Source organism: Pseudomonas putida (genome assembly GCF_028682395.1).
Classification (GTDB): domain Bacteria; phylum Pseudomonadota; class Gammaproteobacteria; order Pseudomonadales; family Pseudomonadaceae; genus Aquipseudomonas; species Aquipseudomonas putida_AB.
Map to the genome: position 1 here is coordinate 17,366 of NZ_JANHLC010000013.1, position 24,957 is coordinate 42,322.

The window sequence follows — 24,957 nt, forward strand, 5'->3', positions numbered from 1 at the left end:
CTCAGGGGCCCTTCTTTCGTCTCTTTGTCGAATCTGGCATAACACTTGCTCCTGCCTAGCCGTGCGACTGTGAAAACCCGATTAGTGACGGATTATTGGCATGGCGAAGAGCGAAGCAGTGAAAGACCCCGCCGGGAAAGGCAAACTCAAGCTTATCCTCTTGATAGTGCTAGCTTTGTTGCTGGCCATCGGCATGTCTGTGGGGGCAACCTGGTTCTTCCTGCACAGTCCCAAGCCTGAGCCGGCGCCGGTGGTCGACAGCAGCGTCAAGGCTGCGGCGATCTATGAACCGATGGCGCCCGCTTTCGTGGTCAATTTCAATCAGAACGGCCGCCAGCGCTATATGCAGGTCAGCATTACCCTGCTGGCGCGCAACCAGGCCGACCTGGATGCCTTGAAAGTGCATATGCCGGTGATCCGCAACAACCTGGTGATGCTGTTTTCCGGTCAAAGCTTCGAGGCCTTGGCCGCGCCGATCGGCCAGGAAATGCTGCGTCAGAAAGCTACTGCCAGCGTGCAGGAAGTGGCGCAGAAGGAAGTCGGCAAAGTAGTTGTCGAACAATTGCTCTTCACTAATTTCGTACTGCAGTAGGATCCCGAAATGGCCGTGCAAGATCTGCTGTCCCAGGATGAGATCGATGCCCTGCTGCATGGCGTCGACGATGGTCTGGTGCAGACCGATAACGCCGCCGAGCCTGGCAGCGTCAAGAGTTATGACCTGACCAGTCAGGACCGTATCGTCCGTGGGCGCATGCCGACCCTGGAAATGATCAACGAGCGTTTCGCCCGTTACACCCGTATCAGCATGTTCAACATGCTGCGGCGCTCCGCCGACGTGGCCGTGGGTGGCGTGCAGGTGATGAAGTTCGGCGAGTACGTGCATTCGCTCTACGTGCCGACAAGCTTGAACCTGGTCAAGATCAAGCCGCTGCGCGGTACGGCGCTGTTTATTCTCGACGCCAAGCTGGTGTTCAAGCTGGTGGACAACTTCTTCGGCGGCGATGGCCGTCACGCCAAGATCGAGGGGCGTGAATTCACGCCGACCGAGTTGCGCGTGGTACGCATGGTCCTGGAGCAGGCGTTCCTCGATCTCAAGGAAGCCTGGCAGGCGATCATGGCGGTCAACTTCGAGTACATCAACTCGGAAGTCAACCCGGCCATGGCCAACATCGTCGGGCCAAGCGAGGCTGTGGTGGTGTCGACTTTCCATATCGAGCTCGACGGTGGTGGCGGCGACCTGCACGTGACCATGCCGTACTCGATGATCGAACCGGTGCGCGAAATGCTCGATGCCGGTTTCCAGTCCGACCTCGACGACCAGGACGAGCGCTGGGTCAAGGCCCTGCGCGAAGACGTGCTGGATGTGGCGGTGCCACTCAGTGCCACCGTTGCCCGTCGCCAATTACGCTTGCGCGACATCCTGCATATGCAGCCGGGCGACGTGATTCCGGTGGAGTTACCCGACGACCTGATCATGCGCGCCAATGGCGTGCCATCGTTCAAGGTCAAGCTGGGCTCGCACAAGGGCAACCTGGCCCTGCAAGTGATCGAGCCCATCGAGCGCCGTTGAACGGCGCTCGCCAAACCCTGTTTTGTTGATGAATGACTGCTCGCCGAGGACAACTGATGGCTGACGAACACGAAATGACTTCCCCGGAAGACCAGGCCCTGGCCGATGAGTGGGCGGCCGCCCTGGAAGAAACCGGCGACGCCGGCCAGGACGATATCGATGCCCTGTTGGCCGCCGATGCGGGTAGCGCGCCGTCCTCCAATCGCCTGCCGATGGAAGAATTTGGCAGCGTGCCGCGAAACAATGAGCCGGTCAGCCTGGATGGTCCGAACCTGGACGTGATCCTGGATATCCCGGTGTCGATCTCCATGGAAGTCGGCAGCACCGATATCAACATCCGTAACCTGCTGCAGCTTAACCAGGGCTCGGTGATCGAGCTCGATCGCCTGGCCGGCGAGCCGCTCGACGTGCTGGTCAACGGCACGTTGATCGCCCATGGCGAAGTGGTTGTGGTCAACGAGAAGTTCGGCATCCGCCTGACCGACGTGATCAGCCCAAGCGAACGCATCAAGAAGCTGCGCTGAATGAAGGGTTTGCTGGCGGTACTGCTCAGCCTGCCGGGTGCCGTGCTGGCGGCCGAGCCTGTGGCGAATGCAGCGGCTCCGGCCTCTGGCGGGGGTGTGGTCGGGCAGTTGATGCAGTTGGTACTGGGGCTGCTGTTGGTTCTGGGGTTGATTTTCTTCCTCGCCTGGCTGCTGCGCCGGGTCCAGCAAGCCGGGCCGGCTGGCAAGGGCCAGGTCATCGAGCTCATTGGCTCGCGGGCTTTGAGCCAGCGTGATCGACTGGTCCTGGTGCAGGTCGGCAACGAGCAGATTCTGTTGGGGCTGACCCCGGGCAGTATCACGGCGCTGCATGTGCTCAAGGAGCCGGTGCAGGTGCCCAGCACCGAAGCGGCCACGCCGGAATTCGCCCAGCGTCTGATGGAGCTGCTGGGTAAAGAGCAAAAGGATAAGAAGTGATGCCGTTGCGCATTCTGTTGACGCTGCTGCTGATGCTGGCAGCGCCCCTGGCGCTGGCGGCCGATCCGCTATCGATCCCGGCTATCAGCCTGACCAGCGGGGCCGATGGCCAGCAAGAGTACTCGGTCAGCCTGCAGATCCTGCTGATCATGACGGCGCTGAGCTTTATTCCGGCGTTCGTCATGCTGATGACCAGCTTTACCCGGATCATCATTGTCTTCTCGATCCTGCGTCAGGCCCTGGGCCTGCAACAGACGCCGTCAAACCAGATCCTGACAGGCATGGCGCTGTTTCTGACCATGTTTATCATGGCGCCGGTGTTCGATCGGGTGAACCAGGATGCTCTGCAGCCCTACCTGAATGAAACCCTGACTGCCCAGCAGGCGGTGGCCAAGGCTGAAGTCCCGATCAAGGATTTTATGCTGGCGCAAACCCGCAGCAGTGATTTGGAGTTGTTTGTACGCCTGTCCAAGCGTACCGATATCGCCAGCCCGGACCAGGCGCCGCTGACGATCCTGGTGCCGGCCTTTGTGACGTCCGAGCTCAAGACGGCGTTCCAGATCGGCTTCATGATCTTTATTCCCTTCCTGATCATCGACCTGGTGGTTGCCAGTGTGTTGATGGCCATGGGGATGATGATGCTGTCGCCGCTGATTATTTCCCTGCCGTTCAAGATCATGCTGTTTGTCCTGGTGGATGGCTGGGCGCTGATTATCGGAACGTTAGCCGGCAGTTTCGGCGGTGTTTAGCACCTTGGCAGGTAGCGCAAAATGACTCCAGAAGTTGCAGTAGACCTGTTTCGCGACGCGCTCTGGCTGACCACTCTGATGGTGGCGGTGCTGGTGATTCCCAGCCTGCTGGTCGGTCTGTTGGTGGCGATGTTCCAGGCCGCGACGCAGATCAACGAACAAACCCTCAGCTTCCTGCCGCGTCTGCTGGTGATGCTGGTCACGTTGATCGTGGCCGGTCCCTGGCTGGTGCGCACCTTTATGGAATACATCCTGCAGCTGTACGGCAGTATTCCGCAGTTGATCGGCTGACCCATGCTGGCGCTCACCGACGTACAGATCAGTAGCTGGGTCGCGAGTTTTATCCTGCCGCTGTTTCGTGTCGCCGCGGTGCTGATGACCATGCCGGTGTTCGGCACTTCCCTGGTGTCGACGCGTGTACGCCTGTATTTCGCCGTGGCCATTACCGTGGTGATCGTCCCGGCCTTGCCGGCCATGCCGCCGGTGCACGCCCTGGATCTCAGTGCGTTGCTGTTGATCGCCGAACAGATATTGATCGGCGCGCTGATGGGCTTTTCTCTGCAGTTGTTCTTCCAGGCCTTTGTCATCGCCGGACAGATCGTCGCGATCCAGATGGGCATGGGCTTTGCCTCGATGGTCGACCCGACCAACGGCGTCTCGGTGGCGGTGATCAGCCAGTTTTTCACCATGCTGGTGACCCTGCTGTTTTTGGCCATGAACGGTCACCTGGTGGTGTTCGAGGTGCTGACTGAAAGCTTCACTACGCTACCGGTCGGAGGTGGGCTACTGGTCCAGAGCTTCTGGGAAGTGGCTGGCAAGCTGGGTTGGGTGCTGGGTTCGGCTCTGCTGCTGGTCCTGCCGGCGATTACCGCCTTGCTGGTGGTGAATATTTCCTTTGGCGTGATGACCCGTGCGGCGCCGCAGCTCAATATCTTTTCCATCGGCTTTCCGCTGACCCTGGTGCTGGGCATGGTGATCCTCTGGATCGGCATGGCCGATATTCTCAATCAGTATCAACCGCTGGCCGTCGAGGCCTTGCAGTTTTTACGTGAACTGGCACGGGCGAGCTAAGCCATGGCAGAGAGCGAGAGCGGTCAGGATAAAACAGAAGACCCCACGGAGAAGCGCAAGAAGGACTCCCGGGAAAAGGGCGAGATTGCGCGCTCCAAGGAGCTGAACACGCTGGCCATTATGTTGGCGGGGGCGGGCGGCCTGCTGGTTTTTGGCGGGGCCCTGGCCAACAGCATGATGGAGCTGATGCGCATGAATTTCAGCTTGTCGCGCGAGGTGCTGCTCGATGAGCGCTCGATGGGGATTTTCCTGCTGCATTCGGGGAAGCTGGCCATTATTGCCGCCCAGCCGGTGCTGATCACCTTGCTGATCGCCGCACTGGTGGGGCCTATTTCCCTGGGGGGCTGGCTGTTTGCCGGCAAGACCCTGGCGCCGAAATTCAGCCGGATGAACCCGGCCGCCGGGCTCAAGCGGATGTTCTCCGCCAAGGCGCTGGTCGAGCTGCTCAAGGCCCTGGCCAAGTTCTTTGTGATCCTGATTATCGCGCTGGTGGTCTTGACCTCGGATATCGATGATCTGCTGCGTATTGCCCATGAGCCGCTGGAAATGGCGGTGATCCACAGTTTGCAGGTGGTGGGCTGGAGTGCGTTGTGGATTGCCTGTGGCCTGTTGCTGATTGCCGCGGTGGACGTGCCGGTCCAGCTCTGGGAAAGCCACAAGAAGCTGCTGATGACCAAGCAGGAAGTGCGCGACGAGCACAAGGATCAGGAAGGGCGTCCGGAGGTCAAGCAGCGGATTCGCCAGACCCAGCGTGAAATGTCCCAGCGCCGGATGATGGCTGCCGTGCCGGATGCCGACGTCATCATCACCAACCCGACCCACTATGCGGTGGCGCTCAAGTACGATCCGGAAAAGGGCAGTGCGCCGGTGTTGCTGGCCAAGGGGACGGACTTCCTGGCATTGAAGATTCGCGAAATCGCCACCCATAACGACATCTTGCTGCTGGAGTCGCCGGCGCTGGCGCGGGCTATCTACCACTCCACGGAGATGGATCAGGAGATCCCGGGTGGCCTGTATCTGGCGGTGGCCCAGGTGCTGGCGTATGTCTACCAGATCCGTCAATTCCGCGCGGGCAAGGGCAAGCGTCCGGACCCGATCAAGGACCTGCCGATTCCGCCGGAACTACGGCGCGACGAGTAATCCCCGCGCGCGCCGATCCGGCGACGTGCTGCATCCTACCTGCTGTTTTATTGCCCAGCGGGAGTCGGGGTGCCGGTTTTCCGTGGGTTTCAAGCAAATTGGTCATTGTGGGAAAAGTTGGAAGGCTTTTTGCACAAGCAGCTCTGCGCTGCGCTTGGCGTCAAAAGTTTGCTTCGGGAAATAGGGAAAATTGGTGGATCGCACACAGCTACTCAATACTGCTCGCAGCAACCTGACAAGCCTCGGTCGAGGCAATCTGGGTGTGCCGCTGCTGCTGCTGATCATGCTGGCGATGATGATGTTGCCGGTTCCACCGTTTCTGCTCGATGTGTTCTTCACGTTCAACATCGCCCTGTCCATCGTCGTGCTGCTGGTCTGCGTCTACGCGCTGCGACCCTTGGACTTTGCGGTCTTCCCCACCATTCTGCTGATCGCCACCCTGCTGCGGTTGGCGCTCAACGTGGCCTCGACCCGGGTGGTGATGCTCCACGGCCATGATGGCCATGCTGCCGCGGGTAAGGTGATCCAGGCGTTTGGTGAAGTGGTGATCGGCGGCAACTATGTCGTAGGTATCGTGGTGTTCGCGATCCTGATGATCATCAACTTTGTCGTGGTGACCAAGGGCGCCGGGCGTATTTCCGAAGTGAGCGCACGCTTTACCCTGGATGCGATGCCTGGCAAGCAGATGGCGATCGACGCCGACCTCAACGCCGGCCTGATCGATCAAAACCAGGCCAAGAGCCGCCGTCTGGAGGTGGCCCAGGAAGCCGAGTTCTACGGTTCCATGGACGGTGCCAGTAAGTTCGTCCGTGGCGACGCCATCGCCGGCCTGCTGATTCTCTTTATCAACCTGATCGGCGGCATGGCGGTCGGGATCTTCCAGCACAACATGACGTTTGCCGATGCCGGCAAGGTATATGCCCTGTTGACCATCGGTGACGGTTTGGTGGCGCAGCTGCCATCCCTGCTGCTGTCGACCGCTGCGGCCATTATGGTGACCCGAGCCTCCGGCTCGGAAGACATGGGCAAGCAGATCAATCGGCAGATGTTCGCTTCGCCCAAGGCGCTAGGCGTGTCCGCCGGTTTGATGGCGGTCATGGGGCTGGTGCCGGGCATGCCGCACTTTTCCTTCCTGAGCCTGGCGGCCATCGCCGGCGGTATCGCCTACCTGGTCTGGCGCCAGCAGAACCAAGTCAAGGTCCAGGCCCTGGCCGAGGTCCAGCGCCAGCAGGAACTGCTGCCTTCGCCGGCGCGTGCCATGGAAACCAAGGAGCTGGGCTGGGATGACGTGACGCCGATCGACATCATCGGTCTTGAAGTGGGTTATCGCCTGATTCCCCTGGTGGACCGCAACCAGGGTGGGCAGTTGCTGGCGCGGATCAAGGGGGTGCGCAAGAAGCTCTCCCAGGACCTGGGCTTCTTGATGCCGACTGTGCATATTCGTGACAACCTCGACCTGGCCCCCAGTGCCTATCGCCTCACGCTGATGGGCGTGACGCTGGCCGAGGCGGAGATTTATCCCGATCGTGAGCTGGCGATCAACCCCGGCCAGGTCTACGGCACCTTGAGCGGTATTACCGCCAAGGACCCGGCTTTTGGTCTGGACGCGGTCTGGATCGAAATCAGCCAACGCAGCCAGGCGCAGTCGCTGGGCTATACCGTGGTCGACGCCAGTACGGTGGTTGCGACCCACTTGAACCAGATTCTCTACAAGCATTCCCATGAGCTGCTGGGCCATGAGGAAGTGCAGCAACTCATGCAATTGCTGGCCAAAGCCTCGCCCAAGCTCGCCGAAGAGCTGGTGCCGGGCGTGCTGTCGCTGTCGCAACTGCTCAAGGTGTTGCAGGCGTTGCTGGCCGAGCAGGTGCCTGTACGCGACATTCGTAGTATTGCCGAGGCCATCGCGAACAATGCCGCCAAGAGTCAAGATACCGCCGCTTTGGTTTCTGCAGTACGCGTCGGATTGTCCCGCGCAATCGTGCAAAGCATTGTAGGGCTTGAGTCTGAGCTGCCTGTTATCACCTTGGAGCCAAGGTTGGAACAAATATTGCTCAATAGTATGCAGAAGGCAGGACAGGGCTCGGAAGAGGGCGTTCTTCTGGAACCGAGCATGGCTGAAAAGCTTCAGCGTTCATTGATTGACGCCGCTCAGCGCCAGGAGATGCAGGGGCAACCGGTGATTCTGCTGGTAGCCGGTCCGGTCCGGGCCATGTTGTCACGGTTCGGCAGGTTGGCAGTACCCAACCTGCATGTACTGGCCTACCAGGAAATTCCTGACAACAAGCAAGTCACCATCGTTGCGACAGTAGGGCCCAACGGCTGAGGTAGTGGGTTATGCAAGTTAAGCGTTTTTTCGCCGCCGATATGCGTCAGGCCATGAAGCTGGTTCGTGATGAGCTGGGCTCCGATGCGGCCATTATCGGCAATCGTCGGATCGCCGGCGGTGTCGAGTTGACGGCTGCGCTGGACTATAAGCTTTCCGCGCTGGCACCACGGGTGCCGAATATCGAGCTCGAGGACGAGTTGCGCAAGACCCAATCGCGCATTGTCAGCGCCCAGGCCGAACTGAGCCTGCGTGGCGAGGGCGAAAGTGACGGCACTACCAATCGGCAGTTGTTTGCCGGCTTGCCGTTGACGGCCGCCGAGCCGTTGATTGAGCCGACGTTGCAAGAGCCGCCACGGCCAGTGCCGCCAGCCGCGCCGGCGCCGAGCGTCGATCAGCGTGCCTTCGATTCGATGCGCTTCGAACTCAATGGCCTGCGCGAGCTGCTGGAAGTCCAGTTGGGCTCCCTGGCCTGGAATCAACTGCGCGGCAGTCGTCCGCAGCAAGCCAATCTCTGGCGGCGTCTGCAGCGCATCGGGCTGTCCGGGCCGCTGTCGCGCGATCTGCTGGAACTGGTCAATGAAATCGACGAGCCACGCCATGCCTGGCGCATGTTGCTGGCGCACCTGGCACGGATGATCGTGACCCCGGAAATCGAGCCGCTCGAAGAAGGTGGGGTGATTGCCATGGTCGGTCCAGCCGGCATGGGCAAGACCACCACCCTGGCCAAGCTTGCCGCCCGTTATGTGCTCAAGTACGGCGCGCAGAATATTGCCTTGGTGAGCATGGACAGCTTCCGCATTGGTGCCCAGGAGCAGCTCAAGACCCTGGGGCGAATTCTCAATGTGTCGGTGACGCATGTCGATCCGGGGCAATCCTTGGTGCAGGCGCTCGACCCGTTGCTGCGCAAGCGCGTGGTGCTGATCGATACCGCCGGCCTGCAGGCCAGCGACCCGGCCCTGCGCATGCAGCTTGAAAGCCTGGCCGGGCGGGGCATTTGCGCCAAGAACTACCTGGTTCTCGCGACGACCAGCCAGAAGCAGGTCCTCACGGCCGCGTACCACAGTTACAAACGTTGCGGCCTGGCAGGCTGCATCCTGACTAAGCTGGATGAAACCGCGAGCCTGGGCGAAGTGCTCAGTCTGGCGATCAGCCATGAGTTGCCGGTGGCCTATCTGACGGATGGACCACGTATTCCGGATGACCTGCACCTGCCGCGTCGGCATCAGTTGGTAAGCCGCGCCGTCAGCGTGCAAATGCAGGAAGAACCCAGCGAAGAGGCCATGGCCGATATGTTCGCTGATATTTACCACAGCCCTTCCAAGCGGGTGGGCTGAGGCGTGATGAAGACTTTGCGATCTGTCAGCCCCGATGGCCTGTTTGGCATCCGCACGACAGTGAGCTCGCAGCCAGTTATGTGGCCTACGTCTAAGTAAGACAAGGTAAGAAAGAACATGGGTAGCATGCATCCCGTACAGGTGATCGCAGTGACCGGCGGCAAGGGTGGCGTCGGGAAAACGAACGTGTCGGTGAATCTTTCACTGGCACTGGCCGAGCTTGGCCGACGTGTCATGCTGCTGGATGCCGATCTGGGTCTGGCGAATGTCGACGTCCTGCTCGGGCTGACGCCCAAGCGTACTCTCGCCGATGTGGTCGAGGGGCGTTGCGACCTGCGCGATGTATTGCTGCAGGGGCCTGGCGGGGTTCGCATCATTCCGGCGGCCTCCGGTACCCAGAGTATGGTTCACCTGAGTCCGGCGCAGCATGCCGGGCTGATCCAGGCGTTCAGCGATATCGCCGACAACCTCGACGTGCTGGTGATCGACACCGCTGCGGGGATCGGTGACTCGGTGGTCAGCTTCGTGCGCGCGGCCCAGGAAGTGCTGCTGGTGGTCTGCGATGAGCCGACCTCGATCACCGACGCTTATGCGCTGATCAAGCTGCTCAACCGTGACTACGGCATGAACCGTTTTCGCGTACTGGCCAACATGGCGCAGAGCCCGCAGGAAGGGCGCAATCTATTCGCGAAGTTGACCAAGGTCACGGATCGTTTCCTGGATGTAGCCTTACAATACGTCGGTGCAGTTCCCTATGACGAGTGTGTGCGCAAGGCCGTGCAAAAGCAGCGTGCGGTCTATGAAGCGTTCCCTCGTTCGAAATGCGCGCTGGCGTTCAAGGCTATCGCTCAGAAGGTCGACACCTGGCCTCTGCCTGCTAACCCTCGGGGGCATATGGAGTTTTTTGTCGAGCGTCTGATACAGCAAACGAGTGCGGGACCGGCCTTATGACTGCCAGTGGCTATCGCATGTATTCCAAGTCATCGCGTGACAGCCAGTATGAGTTGATCGAGCGTTACGCTCCGTTGGTCAAGCGTATTGCCTATCACTTGCTGGCACGCCTGCCGGCCAGTGTTCAGGTGGAAGACCTGATCCAGGCCGGGATGATCGGCTTGCTCGAAGTCTCGACCAAGTACGATTCGAGCAAGGGTGCCAGTTTCGAGACTTATGCGGGAATCCGGATCCGTGGTGCCATGCTCGATGAAGTCCGCAAGGGCGACTGGGCACCCCGTTCGGTACACCGCAATACACGGATGGTCAGTGACGCAATCCGTGCAATTGAAGCAAAAACCGGTCGTGACGCTAAAGATCACGAGGTTGCGGCCGAACTCCAATTGAGTCTCGATGATTACTACGCGATCTTGAACGATACCTTGGGTAGCCGCTTGTTCAGTTTCGACGACCTGGTACAGGACGGCGAACATGAAGGGTTGCATGAGGATGGTGCGGGCGCTCATTTCGAACCGTCGCGCGATCTGGAAGATGAACGCTTCCAGGCTGCGCTGGCGGATGCGATTGCCAATTTGCCGGAGCGTGAGCGACTGGTGTTGGCGCTGTACTACGACGAAGAGCTGAACCTCAAGGAAATCGGTGAGGTCCTGGGGGTCAGCGAATCGCGAGTCAGCCAGTTACACAGCCAGTGTGCGGCCCGTTTGCGGGGGCGATTGGGGGAATGGCGCGCGCGCTGACCGGCCGTGTGGAAGTGCCGAGAGCGAGCCGTACAGGGGGTGAAAGCCTCATGTCGGCTCGTTCTTTCGTAGCATCCATATAGTCGTTGCGTGTTGTGCCGGATTGATTGAATGGCGCACTCAGGTGCTGAGTGCGTTTAAGACTGCTTGGAGGTCGAATTGGACAAGAACATGAAAATCCTCATCGTTGATGATTTTTCGACGATGCGGCGGATCATTAAAAACCTGTTGCGTGACCTTGGTTTCACTAACACGGTCGAGGCGGACGACGGTACTACCGCGATTCCTGTCCTCAACAGCGGGAGCATCGACTTTCTGGTGACTGACTGGAACATGCCCGGGATGACCGGCATCGACCTGCTGCGTCATGTGCGTGCGGATGAAAAGCTCAAGCATTTGCCTGTCCTGATGGTGACGGCCGAGGCCAAGCGCGAGCAGATCATCGAAGCGGCCCAGGCCGGTGTGAATGGCTATGTGGTCAAACCCTTCACCGCTCAGGCGCTGAAAGACAAGATCGAGAAGATTTTTGAGCGCATCGGCTGATGGCATCCACTGCGGGGGAAGCTATGGAGCATAACGAATCGTCACAGGGCGACTTTGAGTCGACCCTGAAGAAACATGCGCATCAATTGGTCGACAGCCTTGAAAAGGGCAAATTCGGCGATGCAGTGCAGTTGATCCATGAGCTCAACCAGACCCGTGATCGCGGCCTGTATCAGGAGGTCGGCAAGCTCACGCGCGAACTGCATAGCGCTATCGTCAATTTCCAGATTGACCCGCATATGCCGCAAGCCGAAGAGGTGTCGCAGATCACGGACGCCACCGAGCGTCTGTCCTATGTGGTGCGCCTGACCGAGAACGCGGCCAATCGCACCATGGACCTGGTCGAGAACAGCACGCCGCTGGTCAACGGGATCAATTCCGAGGCCAAGGCGCTGAGTACCGACTGGGCGCGCTTCATGCGCCGTGAGGTCGGTGCCGAAGAGTTTCGCGAGCTGGCCCGGCGGGTCGAAGGGTTCCTGGCACGCAGCGAGCGTGATGCGCGCACGGTGACCGGCAACCTCAATGACATTCTGCTGGCGCAGGATTACCAGGACCTTACCGGTCAGGTCATCAAGCGTGTTACGCAATTGGTTACAGAAGTCGAGAGTAACCTGCTCAAGCTGGTGCTTATGGCCAGCCAGGTTGATCGCTTTGCAGGTATTGAACATGACCGTGAGGCCATCCTCGCGGAGAAAGACCCACAAAAACACCTTGCCCAGGGTGAAGGTCCGCAGATTCATGCCGATAAACGTGAAGATGTCGTGTCCGGTCAGGATGACGTAGACGATTTGCTATCCAGCTTGGGTTTCTAAGGAGCACCTAAATGAGCTTCGGCGCCGATGAAGAGATCCTCCAGGATTTCCTAGTAGAGGCCGGCGAGATTCTAGAGCAACTGTCCGAACAACTGGTTGAGCTGGAAAGCCGGCCTGATGATTCTGATTTGCTCAATGCAATTTTTCGCGGTTTTCACACTGTAAAAGGGGGCGCCGGCTTCCTCCAGCTCAATGAGCTGGTGGAGTGCTGCCACATCGCCGAGAACGTTTTCGACATCCTGCGCAAGGGTGAGCGGCGCGTCGACTCCGAGCTGATGGACGTGGTTCTGGAAGCGCTGGATGCGGTCAATGGCATGTTCGGCGAAGTGCGCGAACGCAGCCCGATCACGGCGGCAACGCCTGAACTGCTGGCGGCTTTGGCCCGTCTGGCCGAGCCGGCTGCGGCTGTCGAAGCCGTGGCGGCCGAACCTGAGCCGGTGATCGAAGCGCCAGCCGAAAGCGGCGATGTCACCGACAACGAATTTGAAATGCTGCTCGACTCGCTCAATGCGGTCAAAGCCGAGGCGGCTGCACCCGCAGCGGTGGTCGGTGGCACCGAGGTGGGCGCAGCGCAGGGCGATGAAATCACTGACGCCGAGTTCGAGTCGCTGCTCGACCAGTTGCACGGCAAGGGCCAGTTTGCCGCCGATGGCGTGCCGGCGGCTATTGCCCCGGCAGCTGCGGCCCCAGCGCCGGTCAGCGGTGATATCACCGACGATGAATTCGAAGCACTGCTCGATCAGTTGCATGGCAAGGGCACATTCGCCGTCGATGCACTGGAGAGCGCGGGTGCTGCGGCGCCTGCGGCTGCCCCGGCTGCTGTAGCGGCGGGTAGCAGCGATCTGATCAGCGATCACGAGTTCGAATCGCTGCTCGACGAATTGCACGGCAAGGGCAAGTTCACCGAACAACCGGGTGCGGCCAAGGCCGCTCCTGCACCGGCTTCTGCTGCGGCCCCTGCTGCTGCGGCGGTCGTGGCGAAACCCGAAGTCAAGAAAGTCGAAGCAGCGAAGCCAGCGGCAGCACCTGCGCCTGCACGGGCTGCAGCACCGGCCCACGACAAACCGGCGGTGGCCGAGACCGAAACCACGGTACGGGTCGATACCGCGCGCCTCGACGAGATCATGAATATGGTCGGCGAGTTGGTGCTGGTGCGTAACCGCCTGGTCCGCCTGGGGCTCAACAGCGGCGACGAGGCCATGTCCAAGGCCGTGTCGAACCTGGATGTGGTCACGGCCGACCTGCAGACCGCGGTGATGAAGACCCGCATGCAGCCGATCAAGAAGGTCTTCGGGCGCTTCCCGCGCCTGGTACGAGACCTGGCGCGTCAGCTCAAGAAAGATATCAACCTGGAACTGGTCGGTGAAGAAACCGACCTCGACAAGAACCTGGTCGAGGCCCTGGCCGATCCATTGGTCCACTTGGTGCGCAACTCGGTCGACCATGGCGTCGAAGTGCCGGACGAACGCGAGGCGGCGGGCAAGTCGCGTAGCGGTCGGGTGATTCTTTCCGCCGAACAGGAAGGCGACCATATCCTGCTGTCGATCTCCGATGACGGCAAAGGCATGGACGCCGATATTCTGCGCGGCATCGCCGTGAAGAAAGGCTTGATGGACAAGGATGCGGCCGATCGCCTGAGCGAAACCGACTGCTTCAACCTGATCTTTGCGCCGGGCTTCTCGACCAAGACCGAGATTTCCGACGTGTCCGGGCGTGGCGTGGGCATGGACGTGGTGAAAACCAAGATCGCCCAGCTCAACGGCACCATCAATATCTATTCGACCAAGGGCAAGGGCACCAAGATCGTCATCAAGGTGCCGCTGACCCTGGCGATCATGCCGACGCTGATGGTCATGCTGGGCAACCAGGCGTTTGCCTTCCCGCTGGTCAACGTCAACGAGATCTTCCACCTGGACCTGTCGCGCACCAACGTGGTCGACGGCCAGGAAGTGGTGATCGTGCGCGACAAGGCCTTGCCGCTGTTCTACCTCAAGCGCTGGCTGGTCAGCTCGGCTGCGCATGAAGAACAGCACGAGGGCCATGTGGTGATTCTGTCGGTGGGTACCCAGCGCATCGGCTTTGTCGTTGACCAGTTGGTCGGGCAGGAAGAAGTGGTGATCAAACCCTTGGGCAAGATGCTGCAAGGCACCCCGGGCATGTCCGGCGCGACTATCACAGGTGATGGCCGTATCGCACTGATCCTGGATGTCCCGAGCATGCTCAAGCGTTACGCCGCACGGCGTATTTGATTCTGGTGGTGCAGGGCGGTCGCGTCTTGCGCCGCCTAACGGAGTGTTTATGGTAGTCAAGGTCCTGGTGGTGGATGATTCGGGTTTTTTCCGCCGCCGTGTCACGGAAATTCTTTCCGCTGATTCGAACATCCAGGTCGTCGGGACGGCGACCAATGGCAAGGAAGCGATCGATCAGGCCCTGGCACTCAAGCCGGACGTGATCACCATGGACTACGAGATGCCGATGATGGATGGCATCACGGCTGTGCGTCATATCATGCAGCGCTGCCCGACCCCGGTGTTGATGTTCTCCTCGCTGACCCACGAAGGCGCCCGGGTGACCCTGGATGCGCTGGACGCTGGCGCGGTGGACTTCCTGCCGAAGAATTTCGAAGATATCTCGCGCAACCCCGACAAGGTCAAGCAACTGCTGTGCGAGAAGGTTCACAGCATTTCCCGCAGCAACCGTCGTTTCAGCGGCTATGGCTCGTCTGCACCACAGCCGGGGGCGGCCCCTGCGCCTGCGCCGAGTTCCGCTGGCTACGCAAGCCCGGCCCCGGCTCCGAGCCGGACCACACCGATCCCGAGCCGTGCTGTTGCCGCACCGATGTCCTCGCCTGCGCCCAAACGCAAGCCGTACAAGCTGGTTGCGATTGGAACGTCGACAGGTGGCCCGGTGGCGCTGCAGCGCGTGTTGACGCAGTTGCCGGCCAGTTTCCCGGCGCCCATCGTGTTGATCCAACACATGCCGGCGGCCTTTACCAAGGCCTTTGCCGAACGCCTGGACAAGCTGTGCCGGATCAGCGTCAAGGAAGCGGAGGACGGCGATATCCTGCGTCCCGGCCTGGCCCTGCTGGCACCGGGTGGCAAGCAGATGATGATCGATGGCCGTGGCGCGGTGAAAATCCTGCCGGGCGATGAGCGTCTGAACTACAAACCTTGTGTTGATATCACCTTTGGCTCTGCGTCCAAGTCCTACGGCGACAAAGTGCTGGCCGTGGTGTTGACCGGCATGGGTGCCGATGGCCGCGAAGGCGCGCGCCTGCTCAAGCAGGGCGGCAGTTCGGTCTGGGCCCAGGATGAAGCCAGCTGCGTGATCTATGGCATGCCCATGGCCATTGTCAAAGCCAACCTGGCCGATGCGGTCTACGGCCTGGATGACATAGGCAAACACCTGGTCGAGGCGTGCAGCTGATGGATGTTTTAAGTCTTATCGGGATCATCCTCGCGTTTGTCGCCATTATCGGCGGCAACTATCTGGAGGGTGGTCATCTGGGGGCGCTGATCAACGGCCCGGCGGCCCTGATCGTACTTGGCGGGACTATCGGCGCGGCCTTGCTGCAGGCGCCGCTGAGCGCCTTCAAGCGGGCCATGCAGATTTTGGTCTGGATTCTGTTTCCGCCCCATGTCGACCTGGCCGGCGGCATCGACCGGATCGTCAACTGGAGCCTGATCGCGCGCAAGGAAGGCCTGCTCGGGCTGGAAGGTGTGGCGGACAGCGAACCGGACAGTTACTCGCGCAAGGGCTTGCAATTGCTGGTCGACGGCGCCGAGCCGGAAGCCATCCGCGGCATTCTTGAAGTCGATTTCTATACCCAGGAAACCCGTGATATCCAGGCCGCCAAGGTCTTCGAGAGCATGGGCGGCTATGCGCCGACCATCGGGATCATCGGTGCGGTCATGGGCCTGATCCACGTGATGGGCAACCTGGCCGATCCGTCGCAGCTGGGCGATGGTATCGCGGTCGCGTTTGTCGCGACTATCTACGGTGTGGCCAGCGCCAACCTGTTGCTGCTGCCTATTGCCAACAAATTGAAGTCGATTGCCATGCGTCAGTCACGTTATCGGGAGATGCTTCTGGAGGGCATTCTGTCGATTGCCGAGGGTGAGAACCCGCGCTCCATTGAATTGAAGCTCCAGGGCTTCATGGATTGATGGAGAAGCCTTATGCGCCGTCGTCGCCAACCTGAAGAACACGAAAATCACGAGCGCTGGCTGGTTTCCTACGCTGACTTCATCACGCTGCTGTTTGCCTTCTTTGTGGTGATGTATTCGATCTCATCGATCAATGAAGGCAAATACAAGATCCTGTCCCAGGCCCTGGTCGGGGTGTTCAATGACCCCGAGCGCAGCCTCAAGCCCATTCCCATTGGTGACGAGCGCCCGCTGACGGTCAAGCCGGCCGAGCCGTTGATCAGCGATAGCGAGCAGACCGACGCCGGGCTCTCGCAGAGCACCAGTGATCCGCTGCAAACCATTGCCGACAGCGTCACCGAGGCGTTCGGCGATCTGCTCAAGTCCGACCAGATGACGGTGCGCGGCAACGAGCTGTGGATTGAGATCGAGTTGAACTCCAGCCTGCTGTTCGGCAGTGGCGACGCCATGCCGAGCGATATCGCGTTCACGATCATCGACAAGGTGGCGAAGATCATCAAACCTTTCGATAACCCGATCCATGTCGAGGGCTTCACCGACGACCAGCCAATCCGTACCGCGCAGTACCCGACCAACTGGGAGCTGTCTTCGGCGCGGGCGGCAAGCATCGTACGGATGCTGGCGATGGAAGGGGTCAACCCGGGGCGAATGGCGTCGGTCGGCTATGGTGAGTTCCAGCCGGTGGCCAATAACGCCACGGCAGAAGGCCGGGCGAAGAATCGTCGGGTGGTGCTGGTCATCTCGCGCAACCTCGATGTGCGCCGCAGCCTGACCGGTACCGGAACCGCCAATGCCAAGCCGGATGCGGCCCTGCGCCGCGCTGGCACACAAACTGCACCGAGCGGTGCCACGCAGTCGGTGCGCGCAAGGACCGTCAATTCTCCGTCACCGGCCCTATAACGAGTGTATGTTCTCGACAGGGCCACGCCTTGCCGGGAGGTAAAGAACCGAATGAGAGTCTGGGCAGTAGCCAATCAAAAAGGTGGTGTCGGTAAGACCACCAGCTCCATCGCTCTGGCCGGGTTGCTGGCCGAGGCGGGCAAGCGCGTGGTCGTGGTCGATCTCGACCCCCACGGCTCGATGACCAGCTACTTCGGCTACGATCCGGACAGCCTGGAGCACAGCAGTTTCGATCTGTTCCTGCACAAGGGCGGCGTGCCTCAGGGCCTGCCGGGCCAGTTGTTGCTGCCGACCAGTCATGAACGTATCTCGCTGTTGCCATCGAGCACCGCCCTGGCAACCTTGGAGCGGCAATCACCGGGCCAGAGCGGCCTGGGCCTGGTGATCGCCAAGAGCCTGGCGCAACTGTGGCAGGATTTCGACTACGCGGTGATCGACAGCCCGCCGTTGCTCGGCGTGTTGATGGTCAACGCCCTGGCGGCGAGCCAGCAACTGGTGGTGCCGGTTCAGACCGAGCATTTGGCGGTCAAGGGCCTGGAGCGGATGGTCAACACGCTGGCAATGATCAATCGTTCGCGTAAGCAGCCGCTGGCCTACAGCATCGTTCCCACCCTGTTCGATCGGCGGACCCAGGCCTCCCTGGGCACCCTGCGAGTGCTGCGCGACAAATTTCCCGAGACTATCTGGCAGGGCTATATCCCGGTCGACACGCGCTTGCGCGATGCCAGCCGCGCTGGGGTCACACCCTCGCAGTTCGACGGCAAGAGCCGCGGCGTGCTGGCGTATCGAGCCTTGCTCAAGCATTTGCTGGCCCAGCAACTTGTTCCCCAGGTGGCGTGAAATGGCCCTGTATTCAAGTCGTGCGCCAGGTCAGCCGATAACCTCTTTACGCAAGGGTGATGGTCCTTGTTCGTGGGCCCGCTTATGAACCGTCCACTGGATATTACGACCCGGCCCCAGATGGCCTTGCAGTCCTATCTGGATGCGTTGTTGCAGGAAGCGACTGAGGAGTTGCTCGAGGCGGTTCCAGAACTGGTACCGGTTTCGGTCCCGGTGGCAGTGGTCGATGCCCCGCAGATTGTGACAAGCAGTGTCGAAATTGATGAGTTTCAGGCCGCAGTGCTTGAGGAGCAGGCACGTGACGCGGTCCAGGCCAAGGTTCAGGTCGCGGTTGCCGAGGTGGTTGTTCCGGTGGTTGTTGCACCGGTGGTGGCTGTGCCGGCGCCGGCATTGATCGAGCCGGTGGTTGAGGTTCATTTGCCCTCGGTGGCAGGTCATCCGCCACCGCCGAAGGCGGGTTCTGATCGTCCGGCCTGGGCGGCTGAGCCGTTTGAATGCCTGCTGTTCGATGTCGCGGGCCTGACCCTGGCGGTGCCGTTGGTGTGCCTGGGTTCGATTTATCCACTGGCGGGTCACGAGCTGACGCCGTTGTTTGGCCAGCCGGAATGGTTTCTCGGCATTCTGCCGAGCCAGGCCGGCAACCTGAAGGTGCTGGACACGGCGCGTTGGGTGATGCCAGATCGCTATCGCGATGATTTTCGCGAAGGCTTGCAGTACGTCATTTCGGTTCAAGGCTATGAGTGGGGATTGGCGGTGCACCAGGTCAGTCGCTCGCTGCGCCTGGACCCTAACGAGATCAAGTGGCGCAGCCATCGTGGGCAGCGTCCGTGGCTGGCCGGTACGGTGATCGAGCATATGTGCGCGCTACTCGATGTTGCCGAGTTGGCCGAGCTGATTGCCAGCGGTGCGGTGAAACAGATGAAACTGGACAAAGCGAACAAATAACCGCTGCACCGCACGATGAATGCGGGCAGCCAGACAGCTCATACCGTCATCGACGGTTTTTTCAGAGGTTGGGAGTATGAACAAGTCGTCCGTACAGGGCTCCGAAGATCCGATTCTGCAATGGGTAACCTTCAAGCTCGATAACGAATCCTATGGCATCAATGTGATGCAAGTGCAGGAAGTGCTGCGCTACACCGAGATCGCTCCGGTGCCGGGTGCACCCAGCTATGTACTGGGGATCATCAACCTGCGCGGCAATGTGGTGACCGTGATCGACACGCGTCAGCGCTTTGGCCTGATGTCCAGCGAAATCACCGACAACACCCGTGTGGTGATTATCGAGGCCGACAAGCAAGTGGTCGGTATCCTGGTCGACAGCGTGGCGGAAGTGGTTTACCTGCGTCAGTCCGAAGTCGAGACCGCGCCGAATGTCGGTAACGAGGAATCGGCCAAGTTTATCCAAGGCGTGTGCAACAAGAACGGCGAGCTGCTGATTCTGGTTGAGCTGGACAAGATGATGACCGAAGAAGAATGGTCCGAGCTGGAGAGCATCTGATTGTTTTTCGAGGTGGGCGTTATCGTGCTGGGCATCCTCTGGGCCGTGAGCGTGGGCCTGTTTGTGGTCTATGTTCGAGGCCAGCGGCGGCTCGCCGTACAGCAGGCCGAGGCGGATGCCCTGCGTGACCAGCGCATCCGCGACCTGGGTCGGCGCCTGGACCATTATCAGAACGGTACGGTGCGCATGGGCGAAGACCTGCACGAACTGCGGGCTGTGGTCGCGCCGCTGCCGGACAAGCTGGTCCAGTTGGAGCAGCGTGATCCGTCCAGCCTGTCCTTTGCCCAGGCAGCACGCCTGGTCGGCATGGGCGCAAGCATCGATGAGTTGACTCAATCCTGTGGCCTGACCCAGGCCGAAGCCGAGTTGATGAGCAAGCTGCACAAGGGCTGAGGCGGCTGCCACGTTGTTTCGCCTGGCCCGTGCAGGGCGAGGGGCCTGTCTACCAGGGCCGCCTGCATCAAACCCCGGTGTCTGTCGTTCGACAGGCCCTCAATAATCATCCCCCAGGGCCGTGATGTCCTTTTCCCGAGTCTCGGCCTCATGGTCGAAGCCCACCGGGAACTTGCCCTTGAGTTGCCAGGCAAAGGCGATGATCTCGGCAATGGTCAGGTACAGCTCCTGGGGAATGCTCTCGCCCAGCTCCATGCGGGCCAGTAGCTTGACCAATTCGGCGTTTTCGTAGATCGGCACTTCATAGTCGCGGGCCAGCTTGAGGATCGCCTCGGCCAGTTCATCGTCGCCCTTGGCGGTGAGGGTGGGAGCTTGCTGGCCGTCGTACTTGAGGGCGATGGCCTGGCGCGGCGGGTGCGGATTCTTCATGCGGTTTCATCCACCCAGCGTTGTTCAAGACGGGTTTGCGCACCCTGGGGCGGGACGCCCAGATGGCAGTCCAGGTCGCCGACATTCAAGCCCGAAGCGCTGAGCCTGGCGCGCAGGGTGCCCAGATGGGTTTCGATTAGGTTGGCGGTGTAGGGGCGTTCGGCCCAGAGCTGGCTGGACAGGCGACCGGCCACCAGTTGCGCCTGTACTTGCAGGGGGCCGAGGGGTTCGACGTCAAAGGCCAGGTCCAGCCGCCAGAGCTGTTCTTTCGGTTCGCGGCGGGCAGTCTTTTCTTGGGGCTCGCGTTCGGGCGGCTCTTCACGCTGCAACTTGACCTGCAGAGGCACAATGTCCTGCAGGTTGCGCATGGGGATCTCCAACTGCCAGGTGGTTTGCAGGTTGCCATTGGCGGTGGTGCCGGTCTGCTCCAGGCTGGCCAGTTGATGGCTCTGCAGGCGCGAGATGGCGGCAGCGGCCAGGCGCAGGAGGTTCTCCAGGTCGCCTTCGCCTTCCAGGCTTTGCAGCAGGCGCGAGGGCAGGGGAAAGCCGGCCGGCTGCGGGCGGGCGCCAACCTGGCCGAGCGTGCCCAGGGCGCTGCGGACAAAATTGGGCAGTGACTGGGCCAGAGCCGTTGCCGCGACGCCGGGATTGAAGGTCGAACTGGCGGGGACGCCCGGTAGTGTCTGGGCAATCAGGCGCAGGAGGTTGCCCTTGAGATCGGGCGTCAGCCCCGGGTTCTGCGCACCGAGCAAGCGTGCTTCAAGAAACACCCCGCTGTTTTGCAGGGCCTGGGCCAGGCCTTTGGGGGTGCTCAGTTGTGCGGCGTCGGGCAGCCCGCTCAGCAGCTTGTCGATAGCGCTGCGCAGCCCCGCCGGAACCTGGGCGTCTGCCGGCAGGCGTTGCAGCAGCTGGATCAGGCCTTCGATGGAGGCCTGGCGGCCCTGCTGGGCTGCGAGCTGCTGGGTAATCGCCAGTTGGTCCTGGCGGCCGCTCAGGGGGACGAAGGAGAGTGTTTGCGCGTCCTGTACCTGGGCGCTGAGCAAGCTGCCGATACGCAGCGGCTGCGCGCTCTCCAGGATCAGGGTCGCACCGCTCTGGGCGCTATTGAGCAGGCTGACCAGGGAGCGATAGATCGCTGGCTGGCCGCTGCCCTGGGGCAAGGCCTGGGTGGTCAGTACTTTGCCTTGTAGCAGGGTGCCAGCGGGCAGTTGGCCGGTATCGAGGCGGGTCAGCGCGGCGACGCTGGCGCTCAGCGCCTGCTGTACGGTGATCGCCAGGTTGCCTGCGCTCGGCTGGCTGACCAACACGCTGGTGCCCAGCGGCAGTGGCTGGCTACTAGTGGCCTGGACCGTGGTTTGCCGGCCATTATCGAGGGTCAGCTTGAGCAGCAGCTGAAAATTCTGCTCGGCCTGTTTTAGCGACAGGACCTCGGCCTTGGCGGTTTGCCCGGTGGCGATCAACCCTTCGGCAGGTTCCAGCAGCTTGAGCAGCTCACCCGTAGCGACCAGCGGACGGCCGCCATTGGCGACGGCTGCCGGGAGGGGAAGGGGGGTTATTTCGCCTGTCATCGGGTCGTGGCCTGTTGAAATTGCCCTCTTGAGAGTAGGACATGACATGTATAATGCTGCGCCGTTCCCGTTGGTGCGTCAAAACGTTGTCGATGTTTGACGCAGCTCTCTAGTCCGGCAGGTAAAAGCACTTAATCTGCATCTCTTTGTAACGGCCGCACACGGGCCGACTTGAACCGATATTTGAACCGAAAAGGCCGTCCCTGTTTTGACCAGCCCACTTCTAGAAGCCGTAGCGCTGGCCTGTGAGCGCGACTGGCGCACGCTTTTCGAGAACCTCGAATTGCGCCTGAGCGCCGGCGATATGTTGCAGATCAGCGGTCCCAACGGCAGTGGCAAAACCAGTCTGCTGCGGTTGTTGGCCGGGCTGATGCAGCCGACCGCCGGTGAAGTCCTGCTCAATGGCCAGCCGCTGGGGGCTCAGCGCAGCGAACTGGCGCGCTCGTTGTTATGGATTGGTCATGCCGCCGGGATCAAGGACCTGCTTAGCCCCGAGGAAAACCTCAGTTGGCTCGGCGCACTGCACCGTCCGGCGTCCCGCGAGGCGATCTGGCAGGCCCTGGCAGCGGTGGGGCTGCGCGGTTTCGAAGATGTGCCCTGTCACACCCTGTCCGCCGGCCAGCAGCGCCGCGTGGCCCTGGCGCGGTTGTACCTGGACAGCCCGCCGCTGTGGATCCTCGATGAACCCTTCACGGCCCTCGACAAGCAGGGCGTGGCCCAGTTGGAAGCGCACCTGGCCGATCACTGCGAGCGCGGCGGCATGGTTGTGCTCACCACTCACCACACGCTGACCCGGACTCCTTCGGGCTACCGCGATATCGATCTGGGGCGTTGGGCCGTATGAGTGTGTTCGGATTGCTGGTGGCGCGCGAAGCTCGCCTGTTGTTTCGCCGTCCGGCGGAATTGGCCAACCCCCTGGTTTTCTTCGCCATTGTGATTGCTTTGTTTCCGTTGGCGGTCGGCCCGGAGACTCAATTGTTGCAAACCTTGTCTCCGGGACTGGTCTGGGTCGCCGCGCTTTTATCGGTTTTGCTCTCGCTGGACGGGCTTTTTCGCAGTGATTTCGAGGATGGATCGCTCGAGCAGTGGGTCCTTTCGTCGCACCCCCTGCCTCTTCTGGTTCTGGCTAAGGTACTGGCACACTGGGCGTTTTCCGGCCTGGCGCTGGTATTGTTGGCGCCGTTGCTGGCCCTGATGCTCGGTTTGCCGACCGCCTGCCTGCCGGTACTGCTGTTGTCATTGCTGCTCGGGACACCGGTGCTGAGCCTGCTCGGTGCGGTCGGTGCGGCGCTGACCGTGGGGCTCAAGCGCGGTGGATTGTTACTGGCGCTGTTGATCCTGCCCCTGTATATCCCGGTGTTGATTCTGGGCAGTGGTGCCTTGCAGGCGGCATTGCAAGGCATGCCGGCCATCGGTTATCTCCTCTGGCTTGGCAGCCTGACCGCCTTGGCGGTAACCCTGACACCTTTTGCAATAGCCGCTGGCCTGAAGATTAGCGTCGGCGAATAATGAGGTCTGGTCACTTTTTGACCAGTAAAGACCCTGGCCCTTCGTCATAACGACGGGCAACCGTGATGGAAACAGTAATGAACTGGACTTGGTTTCATAAGCTCGGCTCACCCAAGTGGTTTTATGGCATCAGTGGCCGGATGCTGCCCTGGTTGAGTGTCGCCGCGGTGCTGCTGATCGGCGTCGGTGTGGTCTGGGGCCTGGCATTTGCGCCGCCGGACTACCAGCAGGGCAACAGCTTTCGGATCATCTATATCCACGTACCGGCCGCCATGCTGGCCCAGTCGGTGTACGTGATGCTGGCGGTCTGCGGCATCGTCGGGTTGGTCTGGAAAATGAAACTGGCCGACGTCGCCCTGCAATGCGCGGCGCCCATCGGTGCCTGGATGACCGCCGTGGCGCTGGTCACCGGGGCAATCTGGGGCAAGCCAACCTGGGGCTCGTGGTGGGTCTGGGATGCGCGACTGACCTCGATGCTGATCCTGCTGTTCCTGTACTTCGGTCTTATTGCCCTGGGCAACGCCATCAGTAATCGTGACAGCGCGGCGAAAGCCTGCGCGGTGTTGGCGATTGTCGGTGTGATCAATATCCCGATCATCAAGTACTCGGTGGAGTGGTGGAACACCCTGCACCAGGGCGCGACCTTTACCCTCACCGAAAAACCGGCCATGCCGGTGGAGATGTGGCTGCCGCTGCTGCTCACCGTGCTGGGTTTCTACTGTTTCTTCGGTGCGGTGTTGCTGCTGCGCATGCGCCTGGAAGTGCTCAAGCGCGAAGCCCGCAGCAGTTGGGTCAAGGCCCAGGTGCTGAGTGAACTGGAGGTGACACGATGAGTTTCGCGTCCCTGGGTGACTTTTTTGCCATGGGCCATCACGGCCTGTATGTCTGGTCGGCCTATGGCATCAGCCTGGCGGTCCTGGCCCTCAACGTGGCGGCGCCGATCCTGGCTCGCCGGCGTTATCTGCAACAGGAGGCGCGTCGTCTGCGCCGGGAGACCTTGAAGTGAATCCGCTGCGTAAAAAGCGTCTATTGATCATCCTCGCCATCCTGGTCGGGGTCGGCGCCGCTGTCGCCTTGGCCCTGAGCGCCCTGCAGCAGAATATCAATCTGTTCTACACCCCGACCCAGATCGCCAATGGCGAAGCGCCGCTGGACACGCGCATCCGTGCCGGTGGCATGGTCGAGGCTGGTTCGCTGCAACGCTCGGGCGACTCCCTGGATGTGACATTCGTGGTCACTGACTTCAACAAGTCCGTGACCATCACCTATCGCGGCATTCTTCCGGACCTGTTCCGCGAAGGGCAGGGCATCGTCGCCCTGGGCAAGCTCAACGCCGAGGGTGTGGTGGTCGCCGATGAGGTACTGGCCAAGCACGACGAGAAGTACATGCCGCCGGAAGTCACCAAGGCGCTCAATGAAAGCGGCCAGTCCGCCCCTGTCCCTGCGAAGGAGGGCTGAC

29 protein-coding genes are annotated in these 24,957 nt (G+C 61.0%); 27 read left to right on the forward strand and 2 right to left on the reverse strand.

Features of this window, described 5'->3' with window-relative positions; all coding sequences use genetic code 11:
• The first annotated feature begins 100 nt into the window (after window positions 1–100).
• The 22 genes from fliL to NPS46_RS23370 all read left to right on the forward strand — a co-directional run bounded on the left by fliL (window position 101) and on the right by NPS46_RS23370 (window position 19,992).
• Window positions 101–592: a flagellar basal body-associated protein FliL gene (gene fliL / locus NPS46_RS23265; RefSeq protein ID WP_274111423.1), complete on the forward strand. Its 492-nt coding sequence runs from the start codon at window positions 101–103 to the stop codon at window positions 590–592.
• A gap of 9 nt (window positions 593–601) precedes the next feature.
• Window positions 602–1,570, forward strand: coding sequence for a flagellar motor switch protein FliM (gene fliM, locus NPS46_RS23270; RefSeq protein ID WP_274111425.1), 969 nt, complete (start codon window positions 602–604; stop codon window positions 1,568–1,570).
• Window positions 1,571–1,626: 56 nt separating this feature from the next.
• The gene (gene fliN / locus NPS46_RS23275) at window positions 1,627–2,094 is read left to right on the forward strand and encodes a flagellar motor switch protein FliN (protein ID WP_274111427.1); all 468 of its coding nucleotides are present in this window, start codon (window positions 1,627–1,629) and stop codon (window positions 2,092–2,094) included.
• Window positions 2,095–2,529, forward strand: a complete 435-nt coding sequence (fliO, locus tag NPS46_RS23280) for a flagellar biosynthetic protein FliO (protein ID WP_274111429.1) — start codon at window positions 2,095–2,097, stop codon at window positions 2,527–2,529.
• A complete protein-coding gene (fliP, locus tag NPS46_RS23285) occupies window positions 2,529–3,278 on the forward strand; it encodes a flagellar type III secretion system pore protein FliP (protein ID WP_274111430.1) in 750 nt (249 codons plus the stop codon). The genes fliO and fliP overlap by 1 nt, the downstream gene beginning before the upstream one ends.
• A 21-nt stretch (window positions 3,279–3,299) precedes the next feature.
• On the forward strand, window positions 3,300–3,569 hold the full coding sequence (gene fliQ, locus NPS46_RS23290; protein WP_274111432.1) for a flagellar biosynthesis protein FliQ: 270 nt from the start codon (window positions 3,300–3,302) through the stop codon (window positions 3,567–3,569).
• A 3-nt stretch (window positions 3,570–3,572) separates the two neighbouring features.
• Window positions 3,573–4,349 (forward strand): flagellar biosynthetic protein FliR, encoded by a 777-nt coding sequence (gene fliR, locus NPS46_RS23295; RefSeq protein WP_274111434.1) that lies wholly within the window; start codon window positions 3,573–3,575, stop codon window positions 4,347–4,349.
• Window positions 4,350–4,352: 3 nt separating this feature from the next.
• Window positions 4,353–5,489 carry a flagellar biosynthesis protein FlhB gene (gene flhB / locus NPS46_RS23300; protein ID WP_274111436.1) on the forward strand — a complete coding sequence of 379 codons (1,137 nt, stop codon included), beginning with the start codon at window positions 4,353–4,355 and terminating at the stop codon, window positions 5,487–5,489.
• A gap of 193 nt (window positions 5,490–5,682) precedes the next feature.
• Complete coding sequence (gene flhA / locus NPS46_RS23305; protein ID WP_274111438.1) at window positions 5,683–7,812, forward strand: flagellar biosynthesis protein FlhA; 2,130 nt, start codon at window positions 5,683–5,685, stop codon at window positions 7,810–7,812.
• Between the two features lie 11 nt (window positions 7,813–7,823).
• Window positions 7,824–9,149, forward strand: coding sequence for a flagellar biosynthesis protein FlhF (flhF, locus tag NPS46_RS23310; protein WP_274111440.1), 1,326 nt, complete (start codon window positions 7,824–7,826; stop codon window positions 9,147–9,149).
• A gap of 117 nt (window positions 9,150–9,266) precedes the next feature.
• On the forward strand, window positions 9,267–10,100 hold the full coding sequence (gene fleN, locus NPS46_RS23315; protein WP_274111442.1) for a flagellar synthesis regulator FleN: 834 nt from the start codon (window positions 9,267–9,269) through the stop codon (window positions 10,098–10,100).
• Window positions 10,097–10,837: an RNA polymerase sigma factor FliA gene (fliA, locus tag NPS46_RS23320; RefSeq protein WP_274111445.1), complete on the forward strand. Its 741-nt coding sequence runs from the start codon at window positions 10,097–10,099 to the stop codon at window positions 10,835–10,837. Before fleN ends, fliA begins: the two co-directional genes overlap by 4 nt.
• Before the next feature lie 171 nt (window positions 10,838–11,008).
• Window positions 11,009–11,380, forward strand: coding sequence for a chemotaxis response regulator CheY (locus NPS46_RS23325; protein WP_024012118.1), 372 nt, complete (start codon window positions 11,009–11,011; stop codon window positions 11,378–11,380).
• A 23-nt stretch (window positions 11,381–11,403) separates the two neighbouring features.
• Window positions 11,404–12,192 (forward strand): protein phosphatase CheZ, encoded by a 789-nt coding sequence (locus NPS46_RS23330; protein ID WP_274111447.1) that lies wholly within the window; start codon window positions 11,404–11,406, stop codon window positions 12,190–12,192.
• Window positions 12,193–12,203: 11 nt separating this feature from the next.
• Window positions 12,204–14,441 carry a chemotaxis protein CheA gene (locus NPS46_RS23335; RefSeq protein WP_274111449.1) on the forward strand — a complete coding sequence of 746 codons (2,238 nt, stop codon included), beginning with the start codon at window positions 12,204–12,206 and terminating at the stop codon, window positions 14,439–14,441.
• A 49-nt stretch (window positions 14,442–14,490) separates the two neighbouring features.
• Window positions 14,491–15,618 carry a protein-glutamate methylesterase/protein-glutamine glutaminase gene (locus NPS46_RS23340; RefSeq protein ID WP_274111451.1) on the forward strand — a complete coding sequence of 376 codons (1,128 nt, stop codon included), beginning with the start codon at window positions 14,491–14,493 and terminating at the stop codon, window positions 15,616–15,618.
• Window positions 15,618–16,358, forward strand: coding sequence for a flagellar motor protein (locus NPS46_RS23345; RefSeq protein WP_274111453.1), 741 nt, complete (start codon window positions 15,618–15,620; stop codon window positions 16,356–16,358). The genes NPS46_RS23340 and NPS46_RS23345 overlap by 1 nt, the downstream gene beginning before the upstream one ends.
• A 12-nt stretch (window positions 16,359–16,370) precedes the next feature.
• Window positions 16,371–17,258 carry a flagellar motor protein MotD gene (gene motD, locus NPS46_RS23350; RefSeq protein ID WP_274111455.1) on the forward strand — a complete coding sequence of 296 codons (888 nt, stop codon included), beginning with the start codon at window positions 16,371–16,373 and terminating at the stop codon, window positions 17,256–17,258.
• A 51-nt stretch (window positions 17,259–17,309) separates the two neighbouring features.
• A complete protein-coding gene (locus tag NPS46_RS23355) occupies window positions 17,310–18,098 on the forward strand; it encodes a ParA family protein (protein ID WP_274111457.1) in 789 nt (262 codons plus the stop codon).
• Window positions 18,099–18,182: 84 nt separating this feature from the next.
• Window positions 18,183–19,043, forward strand: coding sequence for a CheW domain-containing protein (locus tag NPS46_RS23360; protein WP_274111459.1), 861 nt, complete (start codon window positions 18,183–18,185; stop codon window positions 19,041–19,043).
• A 76-nt stretch (window positions 19,044–19,119) separates the two neighbouring features.
• The gene (locus NPS46_RS23365; RefSeq protein WP_274111461.1) at window positions 19,120–19,599 is read left to right on the forward strand and encodes a chemotaxis protein CheW; all 480 of its coding nucleotides are present in this window, start codon (window positions 19,120–19,122) and stop codon (window positions 19,597–19,599) included.
• On the forward strand, window positions 19,600–19,992 hold the full coding sequence (locus NPS46_RS23370; protein WP_274111463.1) for a DUF2802 domain-containing protein: 393 nt from the start codon (window positions 19,600–19,602) through the stop codon (window positions 19,990–19,992).
• Window positions 19,993–20,091: 99 nt separating this feature from the next.
• On the opposite strand, the gene NPS46_RS23375 is transcribed toward NPS46_RS23370, so the two are convergent.
• Both NPS46_RS23375 and NPS46_RS23380 read right to left on the reverse strand, forming a co-directional pair.
• Window positions 20,092–20,421 carry an EscU/YscU/HrcU family type III secretion system export apparatus switch protein gene (locus NPS46_RS23375; RefSeq protein WP_274111465.1) on the reverse strand — a complete coding sequence of 110 codons (330 nt, stop codon included), beginning with the start codon at window positions 20,419–20,421 and terminating at the stop codon, window positions 20,092–20,094.
• Window positions 20,418–21,989 carry a flagellar hook-length control protein FliK gene (locus NPS46_RS23380; RefSeq protein WP_274111467.1) on the reverse strand — a complete coding sequence of 524 codons (1,572 nt, stop codon included), beginning with the start codon at window positions 21,987–21,989 and terminating at the stop codon, window positions 20,418–20,420. The genes NPS46_RS23375 and NPS46_RS23380 overlap by 4 nt, the downstream gene beginning before the upstream one ends.
• 208 nt (window positions 21,990–22,197) lie before the next feature.
• Here NPS46_RS23380 and ccmA point away from each other — a divergent pair, with 208 nt between their 5' ends.
• The 5 genes from ccmA (at window position 22,198) to ccmE (ending at window position 24,956) form a co-directional block, all read left to right on the forward strand.
• Window positions 22,198–22,833: a cytochrome c biogenesis heme-transporting ATPase CcmA gene (gene ccmA, locus NPS46_RS23385; RefSeq protein WP_274111469.1), complete on the forward strand. Its 636-nt coding sequence runs from the start codon at window positions 22,198–22,200 to the stop codon at window positions 22,831–22,833.
• Complete coding sequence (ccmB, locus tag NPS46_RS23390; RefSeq protein WP_274111471.1) at window positions 22,830–23,498, forward strand: heme exporter protein CcmB; 669 nt, start codon at window positions 22,830–22,832, stop codon at window positions 23,496–23,498. Before ccmA ends, ccmB begins: the two co-directional genes overlap by 4 nt.
• Before the next feature lie 77 nt (window positions 23,499–23,575).
• Window positions 23,576–24,331 carry a heme ABC transporter permease gene (locus tag NPS46_RS23395; protein ID WP_274111473.1) on the forward strand — a complete coding sequence of 252 codons (756 nt, stop codon included), beginning with the start codon at window positions 23,576–23,578 and terminating at the stop codon, window positions 24,329–24,331.
• The gene (gene ccmD / locus NPS46_RS23400) at window positions 24,328–24,504 is read left to right on the forward strand and encodes a heme exporter protein CcmD (protein WP_274111475.1); all 177 of its coding nucleotides are present in this window, start codon (window positions 24,328–24,330) and stop codon (window positions 24,502–24,504) included. The genes NPS46_RS23395 and ccmD overlap by 4 nt, the downstream gene beginning before the upstream one ends.
• On the forward strand, window positions 24,501–24,956 hold the full coding sequence (gene ccmE / locus NPS46_RS23405; protein WP_274111477.1) for a cytochrome c maturation protein CcmE: 456 nt from the start codon (window positions 24,501–24,503) through the stop codon (window positions 24,954–24,956). The genes ccmD and ccmE overlap by 4 nt, the downstream gene beginning before the upstream one ends.
• Window position 24,957: the final 1 nt, after the last annotated feature.